The organism is Massilia sp. BSC265 (genome assembly GCF_000740675.1).
Lineage (GTDB): Bacteria > Pseudomonadota > Gammaproteobacteria > Burkholderiales > Burkholderiaceae_D > Telluria.
The window spans coordinates 124,174-140,821 of record NZ_JPXI01000042.1 but is presented as its reverse complement, the minus strand read 5'-3'; the positions used below and the strand labels follow the sequence as shown (position 1 = coordinate 140,821).

13 protein-coding genes and 2 tRNA genes are annotated in these 16,648 nt (G+C 57.6%); 9 read left to right on the top strand and 6 right to left on the bottom strand.

Features of this window, described 5'->3' with window-relative positions; genetic code table 11:
• Positions 1 to 353: 353 nt before the first annotated feature.
• On the top strand, positions 354 to 1,007 hold the full coding sequence (locus tag MA09_RS21670) for a PEP-CTERM sorting domain-containing protein (RefSeq protein WP_161783247.1): 654 nt from the start codon (positions 354 to 356) through the stop codon (positions 1,005 to 1,007).
• 106 nt (positions 1,008 to 1,113) lie between these two features.
• On the opposite strand, the gene MA09_RS21665 is transcribed toward MA09_RS21670, so the two are convergent.
• Positions 1,114 to 1,983: a cytochrome c5 family protein gene (locus tag MA09_RS21665; protein WP_036253046.1), complete on the bottom strand. Its 870-nt coding sequence runs from the start codon at positions 1,981 to 1,983 to the stop codon at positions 1,114 to 1,116.
• Between the two features lie 170 nt (positions 1,984 to 2,153).
• Between MA09_RS21665 and MA09_RS21660 the strand changes: the two genes are divergently transcribed.
• Positions 2,154 to 2,229: transfer RNA gene (locus MA09_RS21660), tRNA-Arg, on the top strand.
• A 1,031-nt stretch (positions 2,230 to 3,260) separates the two neighbouring features.
• Here MA09_RS21660 and MA09_RS21655 read toward each other — a convergent pair.
• Complete coding sequence (locus tag MA09_RS21655) at positions 3,261 to 3,887, bottom strand: recombinase family protein (protein ID WP_036253044.1); 627 nt, start codon at positions 3,885 to 3,887, stop codon at positions 3,261 to 3,263.
• A 559-nt stretch (positions 3,888 to 4,446) separates the two neighbouring features.
• On the opposite strand from MA09_RS21655, the gene MA09_RS24720 reads away from it, so the two are divergent.
• Positions 4,447 to 4,737: a hypothetical protein gene (locus tag MA09_RS24720; RefSeq protein WP_152594756.1), complete on the top strand. Its 291-nt coding sequence runs from the start codon at positions 4,447 to 4,449 to the stop codon at positions 4,735 to 4,737.
• Positions 4,734 to 4,994, top strand: coding sequence for a hypothetical protein (locus MA09_RS24715; protein ID WP_152594755.1), 261 nt, complete (start codon positions 4,734 to 4,736; stop codon positions 4,992 to 4,994). Before MA09_RS24720 ends, MA09_RS24715 begins: the two co-directional genes overlap by 4 nt.
• Before the next feature lie 1,234 nt (positions 4,995 to 6,228).
• Here MA09_RS24715 and MA09_RS24320 read toward each other — a convergent pair.
• The 4 genes from MA09_RS24320 to MA09_RS21640 form a co-directional block, all read right to left on the bottom strand.
• On the bottom strand, positions 6,229 to 7,221 hold the full coding sequence (locus MA09_RS24320) for a reverse transcriptase family protein (protein WP_081897746.1): 993 nt from the start codon (positions 7,219 to 7,221) through the stop codon (positions 6,229 to 6,231).
• Positions 7,202 to 7,492: a helix-turn-helix domain-containing protein gene (locus tag MA09_RS24315; RefSeq protein WP_036253043.1), complete on the bottom strand. Its 291-nt coding sequence runs from the start codon at positions 7,490 to 7,492 to the stop codon at positions 7,202 to 7,204. The genes MA09_RS24320 and MA09_RS24315 overlap by 20 nt, the downstream gene beginning before the upstream one ends.
• 45 nt (positions 7,493 to 7,537) lie before the next feature.
• The gene (locus MA09_RS21645) at positions 7,538 to 7,771 is read right to left on the bottom strand and encodes a hypothetical protein (protein WP_036253042.1); all 234 of its coding nucleotides are present in this window, start codon (positions 7,769 to 7,771) and stop codon (positions 7,538 to 7,540) included.
• Between the two features lie 444 nt (positions 7,772 to 8,215).
• A complete protein-coding gene (locus MA09_RS21640; protein WP_051933688.1) occupies positions 8,216 to 9,049 on the bottom strand; it encodes a site-specific integrase in 834 nt (277 codons plus the stop codon).
• A 219-nt stretch (positions 9,050 to 9,268) separates the two neighbouring features.
• Here MA09_RS21640 and MA09_RS21635 point away from each other — a divergent pair.
• The 5 genes from MA09_RS21635 (at position 9,269) to MA09_RS21615 (ending at position 16,648) form a co-directional block, all read left to right on the top strand.
• Positions 9,269 to 9,340: transfer RNA gene (locus tag MA09_RS21635), tRNA-OTHER, on the top strand.
• A gap of 888 nt (positions 9,341 to 10,228) precedes the next feature.
• Positions 10,229 to 11,632 (top strand): TIGR03013 family XrtA/PEP-CTERM system glycosyltransferase, encoded by a 1,404-nt coding sequence (locus tag MA09_RS21630; RefSeq protein WP_036253038.1) that lies wholly within the window; start codon positions 10,229 to 10,231, stop codon positions 11,630 to 11,632.
• Positions 11,633 to 11,713: 81 nt separating this feature from the next.
• Positions 11,714 to 13,780, top strand: a complete 2,067-nt coding sequence (gene prsK, locus MA09_RS21625) for an XrtA/PEP-CTERM system histidine kinase PrsK (RefSeq protein WP_036253036.1) — start codon at positions 11,714 to 11,716, stop codon at positions 13,778 to 13,780.
• Positions 13,781 to 13,793: 13 nt separating this feature from the next.
• Positions 13,794 to 15,158 (top strand): PEP-CTERM-box response regulator transcription factor, encoded by a 1,365-nt coding sequence (gene prsR, locus MA09_RS21620; protein ID WP_036253034.1) that lies wholly within the window; start codon positions 13,794 to 13,796, stop codon positions 15,156 to 15,158.
• Positions 15,155 to 16,648, top strand: coding sequence for a right-handed parallel beta-helix repeat-containing protein (locus MA09_RS21615; protein WP_081897745.1), 1,494 nt, complete (start codon positions 15,155 to 15,157; stop codon positions 16,646 to 16,648). Before prsR ends, MA09_RS21615 begins: the two co-directional genes overlap by 4 nt.

Below are 16,648 nucleotides of genomic sequence, written 5' to 3'. Positions count from 1 at the left end.
AGAATTTCCATTGAGGCAAATATGTTGTGAATTCGCTGCAGTTGGTGCATAACTTTCAAGTTTTTAGTGAATCTTTGCAGAGATGGCTTGACGCCAGAGCGTGCAATATGTCCTGTTGTTTTGACAAATAGTTTCTTTTCTTAATCAAACCTTGCTTGACAGTGAGATGGCGGACGGCTCAGATGTCATGCACATGACAGAAGGCCCAACGGTTGGTAGGCGCTGTCGAGCATTTTTACAGAACGCGCTCTGCACTCCTTGCTCAGCATGGAAAGTCTTGATTTCGCTGTGGATTTTTTCAGGCACGCTGCTTGCTTATTTCTCCTTCGATGACTAGACAACCGGGAGGCGATATGAAAAAGCAGTGGCGGTCCCTTGTTTTGATGTGCATGGCCTGGCTGGCGCTGGCGGCGCCAGCCAGTGCAATACCGGTCGTCGCGACCGGTACGAGCTATACGCTCTACCTGGAGGGCTTGCAAAGCGGTAACGCTGCCGCCGGCATCTTCCTGTTCGACGGCAGGCCGGAGCAAATCGAGCGCGGGAACGGCTTCGTTTTCGTCACCGAGACCGAGACGGTCATCGACGCGACCAGCAGCCGGATCATCATCACACTGACCGGCAACACCGACTTGTTTCCTGCAGAGGACGATGTAGCGCTCCTCGGCATCGGCACTTTCGGCGACGGCCTCGACCTGCTGTTCCCGGTACGCCTGATCGATGCACGCATCAGCTTCCTGCAGCCGGGCGGCACGCTCGTCGACACCACCGGGAACCTGGCTTCGCAAGCCACCCAGAGAGACCCGTGGGATGGCCAGTTTCCCAATGAATTCGAACTGGTCGGGGTTGAAGGGATAGGGGGCAGGAACGTGCAGGTCATCGCCTTCGAGTTCCTGGTCAGCACGCAGCCCGCCGAAGTGCCGGAACCAGGCATCCTGCTGTTGGGCGGTACCGGCTTGTTGGCCTTTGTCGCGGCCCGCCGGCGCAAGGCAGGCGCGAAGCGCCGCTAGCGCCGCCGCCTACTGCCGGTGGAGGAAAACGGCGTAAAAAAGGCATGTCGGCCAGCAGGCGGACATGCCTCATGAGAGAAGGGCGGCCAGTGCCGCCCTTGTTGCTTTATTTGACGGAAGCGACCATGTAGTCGACGGCAGCCTTGACGTCGGCATCGCTGACGGCGGCACCGCCTTTCGGCGGCATGACGCCGGCTTTCCCCTGGAAACCCTTGATGGCGTGTTCGTACAGGACCGCATTGCCCTGTGCCAGGCGGGCCGTCCAAGCCGCCTTGTCGCCCAGCTTGGGCGCACCGGCGATGCCGGCGCCATGGCAGGCGATGCAGGCCGTATCGAACACGTTCTTGCCGGCGTCGGCGCTGGCCACTGCCGGCGCGGCGGCGGGGGCAGCCACAGGCGCTGCCACAGCTGCGGCCGGCGCTGCCGCCGGGGCTTCCGCTGGCGCGGCTGCTGCGGCGGCTGCAGGAGCAGGGGCGGCAGGCTCCTTGAAGCTGGCGCCGCTCTTGTTGGCCATGAAGACGACTGCGCGGGCAACTTCGACATCGTCGAGGTCCGGGTTGCCGCCCTTGGCGGGCATGGCGCGGATGCCTTCGATCGCGTGTTTTACCAGGGTGTCGTAACCCTGGCCGAGACGGGCAGACCAGGAGCCGGTATCGCCGGTCTTGGGAGCGCCCGCGGCGCCACTGTCGTGGCAGGCAGCGCAGACGGCGGTGTACACGGCAGCGCCGGCCTGCAACACCCGTGGGGCATTGGCATCGACGAGGTTGAAGCCTTCATCGGCGAGCGGACGGATACGGCTTTCGACGGCTCCGCTGGCCTGGCTGTCCGTTCCGGCGCCAGTCAGGCGATCGCTGGTGGCATAGATGACAAGCAGGATGATACCAATGACGATGACCAGGAAAAATCCTGTTACGGCGGCGACGAGCTGCTTGGGCGTGCGGATCAGGGATTGATGTTCGTTGTGTGCGTCGCTCATGATTTCCTTAATTCAATAAAAAAACCTGCTACCGCGGCATCTCGTGCCTGTTATGAAATGCCCTCAAGCATTTGATTATAGACGTAAAGCTGCCAAAATGTAACGAAATTCGCTTGACTGCCATGGACGGCAAGGCCGAAAGACTGTATTCTTCGGACACTTCACTCTACGCGGCTGTAGCTCAGTGGATAGAGTATTGGCCTCCGAAGCCAAGGGTCGTGGGTTCGATCCCCGCCAGCCGCGCCATTTCTTCCGTAAGTCTTGGAAAATCAATGAGTTGTTGAACGGTCTGCAGACCGCGTTGATGCAGACCGGCAACCATTGTATCCCATGCCCGGCCCGTTACTGTGCTCAGATTGTGCTCAGGTTTAGCGTGCACTACGGTCTTCCATAGCTACTGAAAGCTGGCCTCGGCTATCGATATACCCTACTACAGGGTATATTTCTGACGCGGTAGGGGCCCTCATACCCTGTAGATGGGTAATCTCTTGCGCCTGTCGGGAAGGTACCGCCCAGTACTTTGTGGGATGGCAACAAAACTCGTAGAAGAAAAGCGCGCTCTTGTTAAAATGCCAACAACAACAATGAAAAATGGGCTTTAACCCCTTTTTTGAAATCGACTGGTGAATGAATCCCCGGGGGGTACGCTGCGTTGACAAGGTAAAAGGACGAGTAGTCAATAACTCGCTGTCTCCGTGGCTGTCGTATTGTTCCTTTAGGACGGCTCCAGAGGTACCAACTTAGCGGACTCTAGTCCGGAACATGACATTGGTCGTTGGGCGTTCAGCGCAGGCTGAGTTCACCAAGCAACTGCGTGAGTGAAGGAACACGGTAGCGGACTCGCAACTTCCCTGGCAATGTAGCAGGGCGTACATTGGATCGTCTCGCGCGGACGCGCATCGTGACGCCTTTGCCGCTTTAAAACGTGTTGTTGGGTTGACGCGCGACCGCTAACCAGCGGATAGCGAACCTGTACTTCTCTCTTATGTAACCTGCGCTACGACTCAGGTGGTACCTGCATATTCCCCAGATCTGGGGTATAAATTGGCCTTCAGGTGAGAAAACATTCCCCAGATCTAGGGCATAAGTTGACCCTATAGGTGCAAAAACATACCCCAGATTTGGGGAACATCCGTCGATCATCTACGTAGATATTCCCTACCATGGGGAATATTGTCGTTGCCCTTCTGTTTCGCAAACTCGCCATTAAGCTAGATTCGACAAACGGGCCATACGGAGCCGGAAACGGTTGGCTTCCAACAGATTGGACCGATTCCCTAGGCGCTTTCCCCAGCCCCTCGGACGCGCTGAGCCAACCGGGCGAGGGTAGACCGTGAGCATCCCGTCGCCGCGATTACGTGGTTCCAACTATCCCCCCTGCGCAGCATGGTCATAATCGCTTCATTGCGCTGTATGTCTTCTTTGCGCCCTTTGTAGCCCCCTTCCGCTTTCAGCTTCTCGATGCCCTGCTGTTGACGCCTGCGACGATCCACATAGTCTTTGCGGGCGATAGCGGCCAGCATATCTAGCATCATCCCATTCAACGCATCCATCATTCGTGCGGTCATTTCATCCGTGGCGCTGGTCATCATCCAAGACGTAGGCAGGTCCAACGCGACAACACGGACTTTGCGGGCCTGAAGTTCCTGTTTCAGGTTTTCCCAATCCTCGGAATCAAGGCGCGACAAACGGTCCACCTGTTCGATCAGCAGCACATCGCCAGCGTGGCAGTCCGACAGCAAGCGGAACAGTTCAGGACGCCGCAGGCTCGCCCCGGACTCGTTTTCGACATAGTACGCGGCGATTCGTAGGCCACGTTCCGCCGCAAAGGTGTCTAGGTCAGCTTTGGCACGACTGGCGTCTTGTTCTGCTGTGGATGCGCGTAGGTAGGCACGGACAAACATATGGAAACCCTATCGGTTCGTTTTGGGTAGTTCTTATTATGCCAGTTCGTTTAGGGTTTGAAAACAGGAATTATCGAACCTGAACAGTACCCTTTGGCCAAGGTTCGCTTGAGGTATACCCATATGCACAAAGTATTGTCAATTCCGAAACAATAAAGTTGAAGTAACAAAGACACCAATGCGCACGGTAGCTCGAAGGGTCTTCACATACCAGCAACCGTATTGCTTCCATGACATTTTTTATGTTGGGTTGTTACCTAAGGTCTCTTCTTATTTGTAACTGAGGTTTCAGAAAAGACGTTTTCGACCTATCAATACAGGGTACACGTGATAGCTATAGCAAGCGTTTGAGGCGGGAGTGTTCCGATCTGGCTGATTTCGCTCCCTGTGTAAAGCTAAAACTCACACCTAAGAACAAAGCACCGTTCCTTAGATGTAAAGCTAAAACCCACAGCTAAGCAGCAGGGAGTTATCCGGAGGATTCTTCGAGGTCTCTGCATCCTTGGGCATTCGTCAACATGTCCTTACAACAACTTGAGATTTTTATATGTAACCAATCATGAGCATTCAACACATTTTTGAAAATAATCCTGAACACAATTCAAAGCAAAATCAAATAAAGCTCAGCCCTGCGGCTGTCGCTAAGTCAAAGGCTGACGAGTTTGCAATGACTATGAAGTCTACCCTTGGCAACCTTAAGGCTGAGGGAACCGTTGCGCCTAGCGCTATCGCTACCGCCCTAATCTTGCAAGGTGCCAAAACTGCTAGGGGTGGTCAATGGAACACCACTTCGGTATTAAACCTGATACGACGCCTGGAAGCGCTTTCCACTATCGAGGTCGTAGCATGAGCGCATTTGGCAATCCGAAGGATGAAGCAGTGCGTGGCTGTATTAGCGGTAAGGCTGCTATGGCCAAGGCCGATGCGTATGCACTGGCAATGAAGCCATTGTTGGAAGTATTAGAGAATGAAGGGATCACAAGCCGTTCTGCTGTTGCAAGAGCACTGCGCGAACTTGGAGTTCCTACGCCCCGAGGTGGCGCATGGGATGCGCGCAAGGTGACTAACCTGATAGGCCGGATTGCAGTGATCAAGGTGTCGACGTGAGCAACGACGTCATCGTGGTCAACTGTGCGAACATCAAAGCAGCACAGGATCGGTTTCAGAGTTCTAGGGTTAAAGGATACCTTGAACCTGAGGCTGTGTTTTCACTTGGACTGCTACCAGTGCTTGAGACATTGGAAGCTGACGGACTGTTTAGGCGGTCTCATTTAGCTAAATGCCTGAATGAACGTGGGGTAGTTACATCTGCCGGTAAACGTTGGGGACCGGTAACTGTAGATCGGCTGCTGGCCATACTGGCTGATGTTATTAGAAGGTCAGCATGGGTAAACGCACGCTGAACTAGACCCAAGCTAATCTGCCGTTTAAACCCAGCAAGCTACCAGACACTGACCTAAGCTTATCGCTAGAGCCGGTAACACAGCGGCTAAGTGGGCTTAGGTCAGTATCTTTTCATTTCCTAGAATTGACCTTGGTCATCCCATGCCCTCAGAACCAAGGTGAGCAATTAGCTCATTTCTGAGGATAAGAACACTATTATAATCAATGACTTACGATGTTCCCTTATTAGTAATAAATGCAGAGACCGAAGTGTCGGAAGGAACTCAAAAGAAAAATCTTCAAAAAGTAGACTTTGTTCAGTCCCCCTGTAGTAAAGACACCGGGTCATACGTCATAAAAGACCCTATCACTGAAGAACAGCAACTGCTACCTTACACCATAGTTATGGAGTGGCGTAGACTACCGAAAGCAATCCGTCTTAACAATAAACTCGTCTTACGATATAAGGCACCATGTATCACTGAGTACCTCGACGTGGAGACTGGAGAGATAATCCATGCGTCGATCCTAAGGAACGATCCTAGAGTACCCTCACAGATCCACTTGGGTGAAATCCTATTGCTCAGACAAGCGCTTTTAGATTCCCTACGGCGGGAAGTTCGACAATTTGCGCTATTCGTATTGTGCTTTAGAAATAATCGCAGAGGTATTACACCTGGGATTGAAACACTTGTTGAATGGTATGCTCGATTGCACGGTAAAAGACCATCAAACGTTAGACGGTATGTAGCCGTATTGGAAGATAAAGGATTGCTAGCAGGGTCTTCATTATTGTCACGCCTATTTCAGCGCACAGGTAACCGAGCATTAGCTAATGAACATTTAGGGGAAGACGTCGAAGCAAGAAGAAAATATTTTGCTTTGCGCTTCAGGGCCGGAAAGGATGCTGTGTCTTTCTCTTGATAGCTCTGTGTTATAGGCAGTGAAATATTTGAGCTCATGAAACGGTAGGTGAGGCTTCAAACGTGTTAAGGGTCGCCCTAACTACGTCGAGGCGTTTCTTAAGTGCCATCGCTTGTGTCTTGTGAAAGCTTCCTAACCGTCCGACCCGTGTCGAAACGCTCGCCAATTCTTTCATCACACCTGGGCCGCTTTCGCCTGCGGAAACTCGTAATTCCAATGCGTAGACAGCTGCCCGGGTCTTCTTTCGTTCTGTGATAGGCAAGCTAACGCGAGTATGGTGAACCAACTTCGTTGTCCGCATAGACTTAGCAGCGGAAGTAATTTCGTGTTTCTTACGCTTTGGAGTGAACCCGTGATGCAGTAGCATTCCGTATATTTGACTGATCACATAGGTTTTATCGCTTGCCTTAATTCCAAGCCTAGAAGAAACGGTTATGTCATCGACATAGCGCGAATACCTAAGTCCACGTAAAGCAAGGGTTTTTACTAAATCTGGTTCATAGTCCCAGAAGATTAAATTGGCAAGATACGAACTGGTAACTGCGCCCTGAGGCAAGCCGCCGTCCTTTGTAGTAAGTGTAGTCAACAAAGCTGCTACGTCTTCAGAAAACCCGAAAAGGTCTTTCCAAACTCGATGGACTAATGCTCGGCTAGCTGAAGGAAAAAAATTTGAAATATCCTCGGCGAACGTGATCTTCGCACGGATATGTGTGGCAGCGTTGGTTCTTGGGCTACGCTCACGCAGGCTTCCATGCAGATATGATGGAAATATGACGCGCTGAAGTAGCCGTTCCTTTATCCTGATCTGGACAGCTTTTAACCTGGGCAGTGCGTCATAGGTTTGCCGTATCGATCCGTCGCTTTTCACCTCACTTCTTGCAACCCTATATAGCGTTTCTGCACTTAGCGCGAGTTTTTCAAGAACATTTTGACGGACGCCTAACGCTTTTGAAAGTGCGGCCAATCCACGTATGGCGCTATGTAAATAAAGTGGTGCTAAGCCCGGTTCAATCGTTGTTTTTTTCATTTAGAAGACCTAACGCAGCCAATGCTAGTTGTCCGGCAAGGTCTTTATCAATTCCTGCTAGTTCACCTTGCTCAGCACCAAGGAAAAACAGTAACTCGATTGGCATACCTAACGCACTAGCCAATTTTTCAACTGTAGAAATCGTTGGGTCGCGTTTTGAATTTTCAAGCATAGACAAATACGAAACCGAGATCCCTGCACGTTTCGCTAAGTCGGCTTGAGAGAAGCCCCTTTGCACACGGCACGTTTGTATTGATTTACCTAAGTTCATATCATGGTTATCTCTTAATGGGCTTGCTGTGCTTCACTGAGGTGGTCATTTCATGAGGTCTTTGATATTGCTGACTACACTGATGACTACGCCGAGAATTTGAAGGACACGCAAGCCTAAAGACTGCAAGCGCTCCGAATTCTGCTGATTGCTGACTTTTTCTAGCTCAGCAATTACTTCATTCATCTCAGTTACAACACTAATGTCGAGCTGGCAATGGTGCGTGTCCCTCAGTTTTTTCAACATCAAGACACTATTTTCAACGCTACGTTTTTTCATGATCGTTTTCCTCATTCCGGGCAAAATTGCCCAGCCCCATAAGCAAAAGCCGGAAGATGCCAGCCCGACATAACAAGCCCATTACCAGTTGACGTCTTTGAGCACAGCCCCACATCAGCCCCACATGCCAACAACAATGGCAGAGCGGTTGCGTGGTCCTGTGGCTCGTCGCTTGAGCACACGCCCGTCGCGAGACATTTGGCCTACTTCTGGAAGTGGGCAACCCAAATACTTCGGGTCATTTTGCTAACTTTGCGTCTGAGAAGGAAACAACGTACTTGTTGAAAACCATCCGAGCGGTAACACTCGGTCTGAGGACAAGTAGACCATAACTCAGCTTCACTGTCAATAGAAATTCACTGACAGTGAACACTCGGGGCCGGATGGTGTTACGACTGAGTAGACGTACGGACGCAGAAGCGGACGCAGAAGCGATCTGTCCTGCTACCTGAGCTTTTGAACAAGCCCTTGCACGTCCAGGTGCGTGTAGCGGTCGAGCATGGACAATGTGACGTGACCTGTTATCCGGGCCACTTCAATTACATTCAGGCCACGCTCAAACAGCCTAGATGTTGCTTCGTGTCTAAGGTCGTGGAACCGAGTGTTCTTCATTCCGGCCCGTATTGCGGCCCTTTGGAACGCTTGTGTAACAGATGATGCGGCAATGGTAAACACCGGCCCTGCGGCAGTTTTCTGAAGGCTTTGTAATGTCTCTAAGGCACGCAGTGATAGCGGTACCGTACGGGGTAGCCCGTTCTTGGTCTTCTGCAGGTAGATCGTACGGCGGCCAAGATCAACATTCTCCCAACGGACACTTAAGATTTCGGACCGACGCATCGCTGTTTCTACCGCCAGTGGAATAATGAGCTTCAACTGTTCGGACTCGGTAGCTTGTATGATCAGGTCAAGGTCGTTGGGTCGGATACGGGTGCCACGCCCACGGGGTAAGGCAGGTCTTGCTATCTTGGGGACACCGTTGGGCAGCACGACACCCCATTCATTCGAGGCGATCACGTAGGCACGATGCAGCAGGTTCAATTCATGCGTGACTGTCTGTGGTGACTTCAAGGCCAAGCGCATACGCTTGTATTCTGCCAAGTTCGCTGAGGTCAGGTTATGGACATAGTACGCCCCAAGGACACTGCGAAGGGGCTTTGCTCGGGAAACGTCCGCAGCGGTATACGCCTTCTTTGTCGACTCTTCCGCAAGATACCGTTCAAGCATTTCATGTATGGTCATCGACTGTTTGCCGATGCCGCCGAACGTACCTCGGTGCATCTTTGCTTCTACTTCTATCCCCCAAGCTATTGCGTCTGCTCTGTGGTCAAAGGTTTGGGTTTGGGCCGGGTACCCCGTCTTACGGACTTGGCATTTCCACTTACCCCTGTACTGACTGATTGTTGCCATTCCACTTCTCCAAGTCGCGGTCGGGTGTCTTCAACTGTGCTCAGGGTGTGCTCGGGCTAGGTGCAGAAAGCACGAAACCCTGCATAGGTAGCGGCTGGTAGCAGTGGCCATATTGGCCTCCGAAGCCAAGGGTCGTGGGTTCGATCCCCGCCAGCCGCGCCATCCCTCCGAATCTTCAAGCCTTCCCAAGTTGCCGATGCCCGGCTTGCGCCTGTGCGACGGGCAATGACGCTCCTTGTGCCCAGTCCCCTCAGCCTGCTCCTGGCTGCGTCCGAATCAAGCGGTGTGGCATCCCCACAAAGGGGGTGCGCACGTTACTGATGAGCACGGGTTATTTATTTTTAAAATGCTAAAATTTCTTGCCAGTTTTGCAGTTCCACGAGGCACGCTGCTTCCAAGAGAGTAAATGCATTGCTTTGTCGAAATATTGGAAACGTTCAGCATGTGATTTCGTTGTCGATTTGTTGTGTATCAGGAGAAAATTTCAGATTCCGTTGAGAATCTACTTGTTTCCGTGCTATATTTGTTGAAAAAAATACAAAAGTCCGGCGGGATGAATGAAAGCAGATCAGGTTGTCGGCGTGCTGGTCCTTGGCAAGGAGCTTGTTCATCGACGTGAATTCTAAGTTGATGGGGTTGCAATCACCAGGCTGGCATGTCGGCATGGCGGCTGTAAAACCGGGCTCCCGTCGTGTCGGAAGGCAAGACCGAGGGAGTTTTCACTAAGAAAGTATTAGATCTGTGAACGAGTTTCAGGATGTCAGGCAGCAACAGCGTACCAGCCTGTCCGGGCTTGGACGATGTTGCGCGAATCGCTGGCCCGCATTTTCCCTTTGTGGTCACGCACTGTCCCGAGCATGTCGACCTCCGTCCAGGCGGCATGCGCCGTCCCGGGCCCCTATATCGACGGCCGGCGTGCAGCTGGCTCAGGCACCGGAAGGGCGCATCCGCGCCGGGCTGGAGCGCGCGCTCGACCCGTATGCCGGACATCTGGAACAAGTATGAATCATCTTCTGCAAGCAGTTAAAAATACGAAATTCGGGGGATACCGTGTTTAAGATCTCTAACCACTACGTGTCGAAGATCGTCTTCGTGTTGCTGTTCATCGAGGCCATGATTCTGCTGGGCGCGGCTTATGCCGGAGCGTCGCTGCGCTTCCTGGATATGGACGCGCCGATCAGTACACCGCATGTCGAGCATTTCCTGACGTCGGCCATCGCCTTCGCGACCGCGATCATCTTCAGCATGAGCGCGATGGGCATGTACCAGCTCGACGCCGACGAAGGCCTGCGCCATCCCTTCTTCATGAAGCTGATGCCGTCCTTCCTGATGGGCTTCCTGATCCTGACCATCGTGTTCTACGTGGCGCCGGACCTGTCCTTCGGCCGCGGCATCCTGCTGCTGGTGTTCGCGCTGTCGGCGATCGGCATCTTCCTGGCGCGCATGCTGTTCTTCAAGACCTCGGAGCTGCAGCTGCTGCAGTCGCGCATCATGTTCCTCGGCAGCGGCCCGCTGGCCAAGGAATGCAGCGAACTGGCCCAGCGCAAGTCGAATTACCACCGCTACCATATCGCCGGCTACATCCCGATCCCGCACGAGGAAGTGTGCGTGCCCAAGGACGGGCTGTTGAAGGTGCGCGACGGCGATTCGCTGCATGCGCTGGCGAAGAAATACAATGTCCAGGAGATCGTGGTCTCGGTCCAGAACCGCCGCGGCGGCTTCCCGATGAAGGAGCTGCTCGACTGCAAGCTGCGCGGCCTGAAAGTGACCGATGCCGCCACCTTCTTCGAACGCGAAACCTGCCAGATCCGGGTCGACTCGCTGCAGCCGAGCTGGCTCATCTTCGGCGGCGGCTTCGACCAGAGCTTCATCCGCACGTTCATGAAGCGCGGCTTCGACCTGGTCTGCAGTACGATCATCCTGATCATGGCCTTCCCGCTGATGGTGCTGGCGGCGCTCGCGGTCAAGCTGGAAGACCGCGGCCCGGTGTTCTACTCGCAGGAACGGGTGGGCAAGGACGGCAAGACCTTCTTCGTGCACAAATTCCGCAGCATGCGCGTCGACGCCGAAAAGGGCGGCAAGCCGCAGTGGGCCGCCCAGAACGATCCACGCGTTACCCGCGTGGGCAACTTCATGCGCAAGACCCGCATCGACGAATTGCCGCAGATCCTGAACGTTTTCAAGGGCGAGATGTCCTTCGTCGGCCCGCGCCCGGAGCGTCCTTACTTCGTCGAGCAGCTGATCGAGGTGGTGCCATACTACAATGTTCGGCATAGCATCAAGCCGGGCGTCACCGGCTGGGCCCAGGTGCGCTACGGCTACGGCTCCTCGGCCGAGGACGCGCTGCAGAAGCTGCAGTATGACCTCTACTACGTCAAGAACAACAGCCTGTTCCTCGACGTGCTGGTGCTGATCGATACGCTGAAGGTCGTATTGTTCCGCAGCGGCCGTTGATTTTCCGGTGGCGCCGCGCGGCGCCATCCCTACTTCCCGACTCCCCATGCCCATGACGGCAGTTTTTTTGGGTGGCGCACGTTGACCAGTATTGCTGTTTATAGTTATAGCGTCGCTGCCGCCGCTTTCCTCTTGCTGGGCGTGCTGCTGCTGGCCCTGTGGCGAGGCGGCGCCCATGTGACGTCCGTGACCGCCGCCTGCGCGCTCACCGCGCTGTGGGCGGGCGCGGTCGCCTGGGACGCGTCCCACGGCCCGGCCTTGTCGGCCTGGACCGAGGCCCTCGAGATCGTGCGCAACGGTGCCTGGTCGGCGGTGCTGTTGCTGATGCTCGGGAACTATCGCGACCCAGGCAGTTTCCTCGGCCTGCGCCGTCCGGTGTTGCTCGGCATCGCGACCTATTTACTGCTGCTGCTGGGGAATCTCGTGCTGCAGTTCGACCTCATGTACAAGACCAGTGCAGGCCTGGTGCCGAACGTGATGGTAAGGGTCTGCATGGCCGTGCTGGGCATGCTGCTCGTCGAGCAGGTATACCGCAACAAGACGGTGCAGGAACGCTGGATGGTGAAGTTCGCCTGCCTGGGCATCGGCGCGATGTTCGGCTACGACTTCTATATGTACACCCACGCGATGCTGTTCCACGAGATGAGCCCGGAAGTCTGGGATGCGCGCGGTCTCGTCAACGCGCTGGCGGTGCCCCTGATCGGCACTGCGGTCAAGCGCAGCAAGTCGATGACTACCCCACTGGCGCTGTCGCGGCGCGTGATGTTCCATTCCGCCGCGCTGCTCGGCTCGGCCATCTACCTGCTGGCGATGGGCTCGGCCGGTTATTACCTGCGCTTCTTCGGCGGCGACTGGGGCACCCTGATGCAGGTGGTGTTCCTGTGCGGGGCACTGCTGCTGCTGGCCGGCGTCCTGTTTTCCGGCGCCTTCCGCGCCTGGCTGAAGGTCTTCATCAGCAAGCACTTCTACAGCTACGGCTACGACTACCGCGAGGAATGGATGCGCTTTACCCGCACCCTGTCCGAGCATGGCCCCAACCTGGGAGAACGCGCCATCGAGGCCGTCGCGGCCCTGGTGGAGAGCCCGGGCGGGGTGCTGTGGCAGCGCCGCGCCAACGATGTCTACGAACCGGTGGCCTGTTGGCAGGCGAGGGCCAGGCAAAGCGAACCGGCGGGGTCGAATTTCTGTCGCTTCCTGGAAAACACGCAGTGGGTCATCGACCTGCACGAATACCGGGCGCTGCCGGAAAAATATGGCGACCTGGTGCTGCCCGACTGGCTGGCAGCCTTCCCGCGCGCCTGGGTCGTGGTACCCCTGATCCTGCACGGCAAGCTGTTCGGTTTCGTGGTGCTGCAGGACTCGCGCAGCACGGTGGCCCTGAACTGGGAAGTGTTCGACCTGCTGGAAATCGCCGGCAGCCAGGCCGCCAGCTACCTGGCCCTGCAGGACGCCGCCAATGACCTGATGGTGGCCCGCCAGTTCGAATCCTTCAACCGGATGTCGACCTTCGTCGTGCATGACCTGAAGAACCTGGTGTCGCAGCTCTCGCTGATGAATGCGAACGCCGAGAAGCACCGCGACAATCCGGAATTCCAGCGCGACATGCTCGACACCGTGACGCATTCGATCCAGAAGATGAAGATGATGCTGCAAAAGCTCAGCCGCAACGACGCTCCCGTGAAGCCGCTGCCGCTGACGGTGGACCGGGTGGTGCGCCAGGCGATCGCGCTCAAGGATGCCTTCGAGCCACGGCCGGTGCTGCGGGTCGAGAACGGTGGCCTGCAGGTACTGGCCGACAACGAGCGCCTCGAGCGCGTGCTCGGCCACCTGATCCAGAACGCGATCGAGGCCACGCCCAAAAGCGGCCGGGTCACCATCAGCGTCCGGCGCGACAGCGGCAGCGCGGTGGTCGAGATCGCGGATACCGGCTCGGGCATGAGCGAGGAATTCATCCGCGAGCGCCTGTTCAAGCCTTTCGAGTCGACCAAGCCGGCCGGGATGGGCATCGGTCTGTTCGAGAGCCGCGAATACATCAATGAACTGGGCGGCAAGCTGGAACTCGCCAGCGCTCCTGCCGCCGGAACCACATTCACAGTCAGCCTGCCGCTCTACAGCGAGGAAGCCCGCAGTGTGGGGCAGGCCGCATGACCCGAGGACTGAAGTGAGCCAAAACAAACCCAAACTCCTGATCATCGAAGACGATCCCGGCCTGCAAAAGCAGCTGCGCTGGAGCCTGGATGCCTATGAAGTGGTCGTCGCCGGCGACCGCGAAACCGCGCTGGCCCAGATCCGGCGCCATGAGCCGGCCGTGGTCACCATGGACCTGGGCCTGCCGCCCGACCCCGACGGCTCGACCGAAGGGCTGGCGACGCTGGAACAGATCCTGGCGCTGGCCCCGGACACCCGCGTCATCGTCCTGACCGGCAACCAGGACCACAGCAATGCGGTCAAGGCGATCGGGATGGGCGCCTACGACTTCCACCAGAAGCCCTGCGAGCCCGAGGTCCTCAAGCTGGTCATCCAGCGCGCCTTCTTCCTGTACAACCTGCAGATGGAAAACCGCCGCATGCAGCAGTCGCAGGCCGACTCGCCCATGGCCGGCGTGATCAGCCGCGACGCCGGCATGCTCAAGGTCTGCCGCAACATCGAGAAGGTGGCGCCGACCTCCGCCTCGGTGATGCTGCTGGGCGAATCGGGCACCGGCAAGGAAGTGCTGGCGCGCGCGCTGCACGCGCTGTCGCCGCGCGCGAAGGAACGCTTCATGGCCATCAACTGCGCCGCGATTCCGGAAAACCTGCTCGAGAGCGAACTGTTCGGCTATGAAAAGGGCGCCTTTACCGGCGCGGCCAAGCAGACCAAGGGCAAGGTCGAGCTGGCGCACGGCGGCACTTTCTTCCTCGACGAGGTCGGCGACCTGCCGATGGCCCTGCAGGCCAAGCTGTTGCGCTTCCTGCAGGAGCGCGTGATCGAGCGCATCGGCGGCCACGAGGAAATCCCGGTCGACGTGCGCATCGTCTGCGCTACCCACCAGAAGCTGAAGGAACTGTGCGCGACCGGGCGCTTCCGCGAAGACTTGTACTACCGCCTGTCCGAGATCGTGGTCACGATTCCGCCGCTGCGCGCGCGCCACGGCGACGCCGCCCTGCTGGCCCACCACTTCAAGAACAAGTTCTGCGCCCAGGAATCGCGCTCCACGCTGCACTTCGCGTCCGACGCGATCGCCGCGATCGAGAATTACGACTGGCCGGGCAATGTGCGCGAGATGGAAAACTGCATCAAGCGCGCCGTCATCATGGCCGACGGCAATACCATCGTCGCCGACGACCTCGGCCTTCCGGAGGGCGACAAGCCTGCGGACGAGCCGCTCAACCTGCGCCAGGTGCGCGACGAAGCCGAGTACATGGCGATCGTCAAGACGCTTGCCCGGGTCGACGGCAACATCGTCAAGGCCTCCGAGATGCTCGGCATCAGCCGCCCGACCATGTATGACCTGATGAACCGCCACGGCATCAAGAGCGCGGCATGAGGCAGCCGCATGGCGCCGACAGGCGCGGGCGCAGCCGTAGCGGCCGCGCCGGCCGCCGGCTGGCCGTGGCACTGGCCTTGCTGGCCGCAGGGGGCGTTGCCGTGGCCATCGCCGTCGATGCGGCCGGCGTGGCCCCGCGCCAGCTGGCGCCCTACATCGAAAAGCGCACCAGCGGCCACAATGCGGCAATCGTCGCCGCCGGAAAGTACACCGCCGGCACCCTGCAGCGGCTGGACCGCGGGACGCCGCAGGCGCCGGACAGACTGGAGCTGTCCGGACTGGCGCTCGGCGCCCAAGCCAGGGCCGCGGGCGAAGGCAGCCGCCCCGGTACCGTCGTCGCCAGCGCCGAGGCGCTGCGCGCCGCGCTGGCGCGCGCCCGCCAGGGCGAAGTCATCACCATCGCGCCGGGCACTTACCGCTTCTCCGGCAGCGCGGGGCTGAATGCCGACCGGCCCGGCGCGCCCGGCGCGCCGATCGTGGTGCGGGCGGCACGGCCCGGCAGCGTGCGGCTCGAATTCGACATGGTCGGGGGTTTCCGCGTCAGCGCGCCACACTGGCACTTCGAAAACCTGGACATCCGCGGGGCCTGCCGATCCGACAGCGACTGCGAACATGCCTTCCACGTTTTCGGCGCGGCCAGCCACTTCGTCGCGCGCAACAACACCATCAGCGACTTCAACGCCCACTTCAAGATCAATGCCCTGCAGGGACGCTTCCCCGATGCCGGCCTGATCGAATCGAATACCCTGGATGCCAGTCGCCCGCGCCAGACCGCCAACCCGGTCACCCCGATCGACCTGGTCGCGGCCAGCGGATGGACCGTCCGCGCAAACGTGATCAGCGACTTCATCAAGGAAGGGGGGAACGGGGTCAGCTATGGCGCCTTCGCCAAGGGCGGCGGCAGCGGCAATATCTTCGAGCGCAACCTGGTGTGGTGCGAACGGCGCCTGCGCGGCGAGCCGGGACAGCGGGTCGGCCTGTCCTTCGGCGGCGGCGGCACCGGCAAGGAGCTCTGCCGCGACGGGCGCTGCATCACGGAACAGGATGGCGGCATCATGCGCGCCAACCTGGTGGTCGGCTGCTCGGATGCAGGCATCTACCTGAACAGCGCCGCGAATACCCGGGTCGAAGACAATACGCTGATCGACACCACCGGCATCGATGTGCGCTTCCCCACCAGCAGCGCGCGCCTGGACGGCAACCTGGTCGATGGACCGATCCGCAGCCGCGACGGCGGCCTGGTGCGCGAGGGCGACAACCGGACTTCCGCCGTGTGGCAGGCTTTCGCGGGCCAGCACCCGGTGCGCAGCCTGTTTGTGGCGCCGGGTGCGGGCGATTTCCGCTGGAGCGGCGATGCGCCGCTGCGCGCAGCGCCGGGCGATGGTGCCGGCGTCGACCTGTGTGGCGGGCGCCGCTTGCAGCATCCGGCCTACGGAGCCTTCGACAGTTTCGCCGGCTGCCTGACGCGGGTGCAGGCGGCAGCGCGCTGA

Bases quoted from the DNA above. Each gene is read 5' to 3' on its own strand.
- MA09_RS21670 (WP_161783247.1), top strand. From the start codon at position 354: ATGAAAAAGCAGTGGCGGTCCCTTGTTTTGATGTGCATGGCCTGGCTG.
- MA09_RS21665 (WP_036253046.1), bottom strand. From the start codon at position 1,983: ATGAGCGACGCACACAACGAACATCAATCCCTGATCCGCACGCCCAAG.
- MA09_RS21655 (WP_036253044.1), bottom strand. From the start codon at position 3,887: ATGTTTGTCCGTGCCTACCTACGCGCATCCACAGCAGAACAAGACGCC.
- MA09_RS24720 (WP_152594756.1), top strand. From the start codon at position 4,447: ATGAGCATTCAACACATTTTTGAAAATAATCCTGAACACAATTCAAAG.
- MA09_RS24715 (WP_152594755.1), top strand. From the start codon at position 4,734: ATGAGCGCATTTGGCAATCCGAAGGATGAAGCAGTGCGTGGCTGTATT.
- MA09_RS24320 (WP_081897746.1), bottom strand. From the start codon at position 7,221: ATGAAAAAAACAACGATTGAACCGGGCTTAGCACCACTTTATTTACAT.
- MA09_RS24315 (WP_036253043.1), bottom strand. From the start codon at position 7,492: ATGAACTTAGGTAAATCAATACAAACGTGCCGTGTGCAAAGGGGCTTC.
- MA09_RS21645 (WP_036253042.1), bottom strand. From the start codon at position 7,771: ATGAAAAAACGTAGCGTTGAAAATAGTGTCTTGATGTTGAAAAAACTG.
- MA09_RS21640 (WP_051933688.1), bottom strand. From the start codon at position 9,049: ATGCACCGAGGTACGTTCGGCGGCATCGGCAAACAGTCGATGACCATA.
- MA09_RS21615 (WP_081897745.1), top strand. From the start codon at position 15,155: ATGAGGCAGCCGCATGGCGCCGACAGGCGCGGGCGCAGCCGTAGCGGC.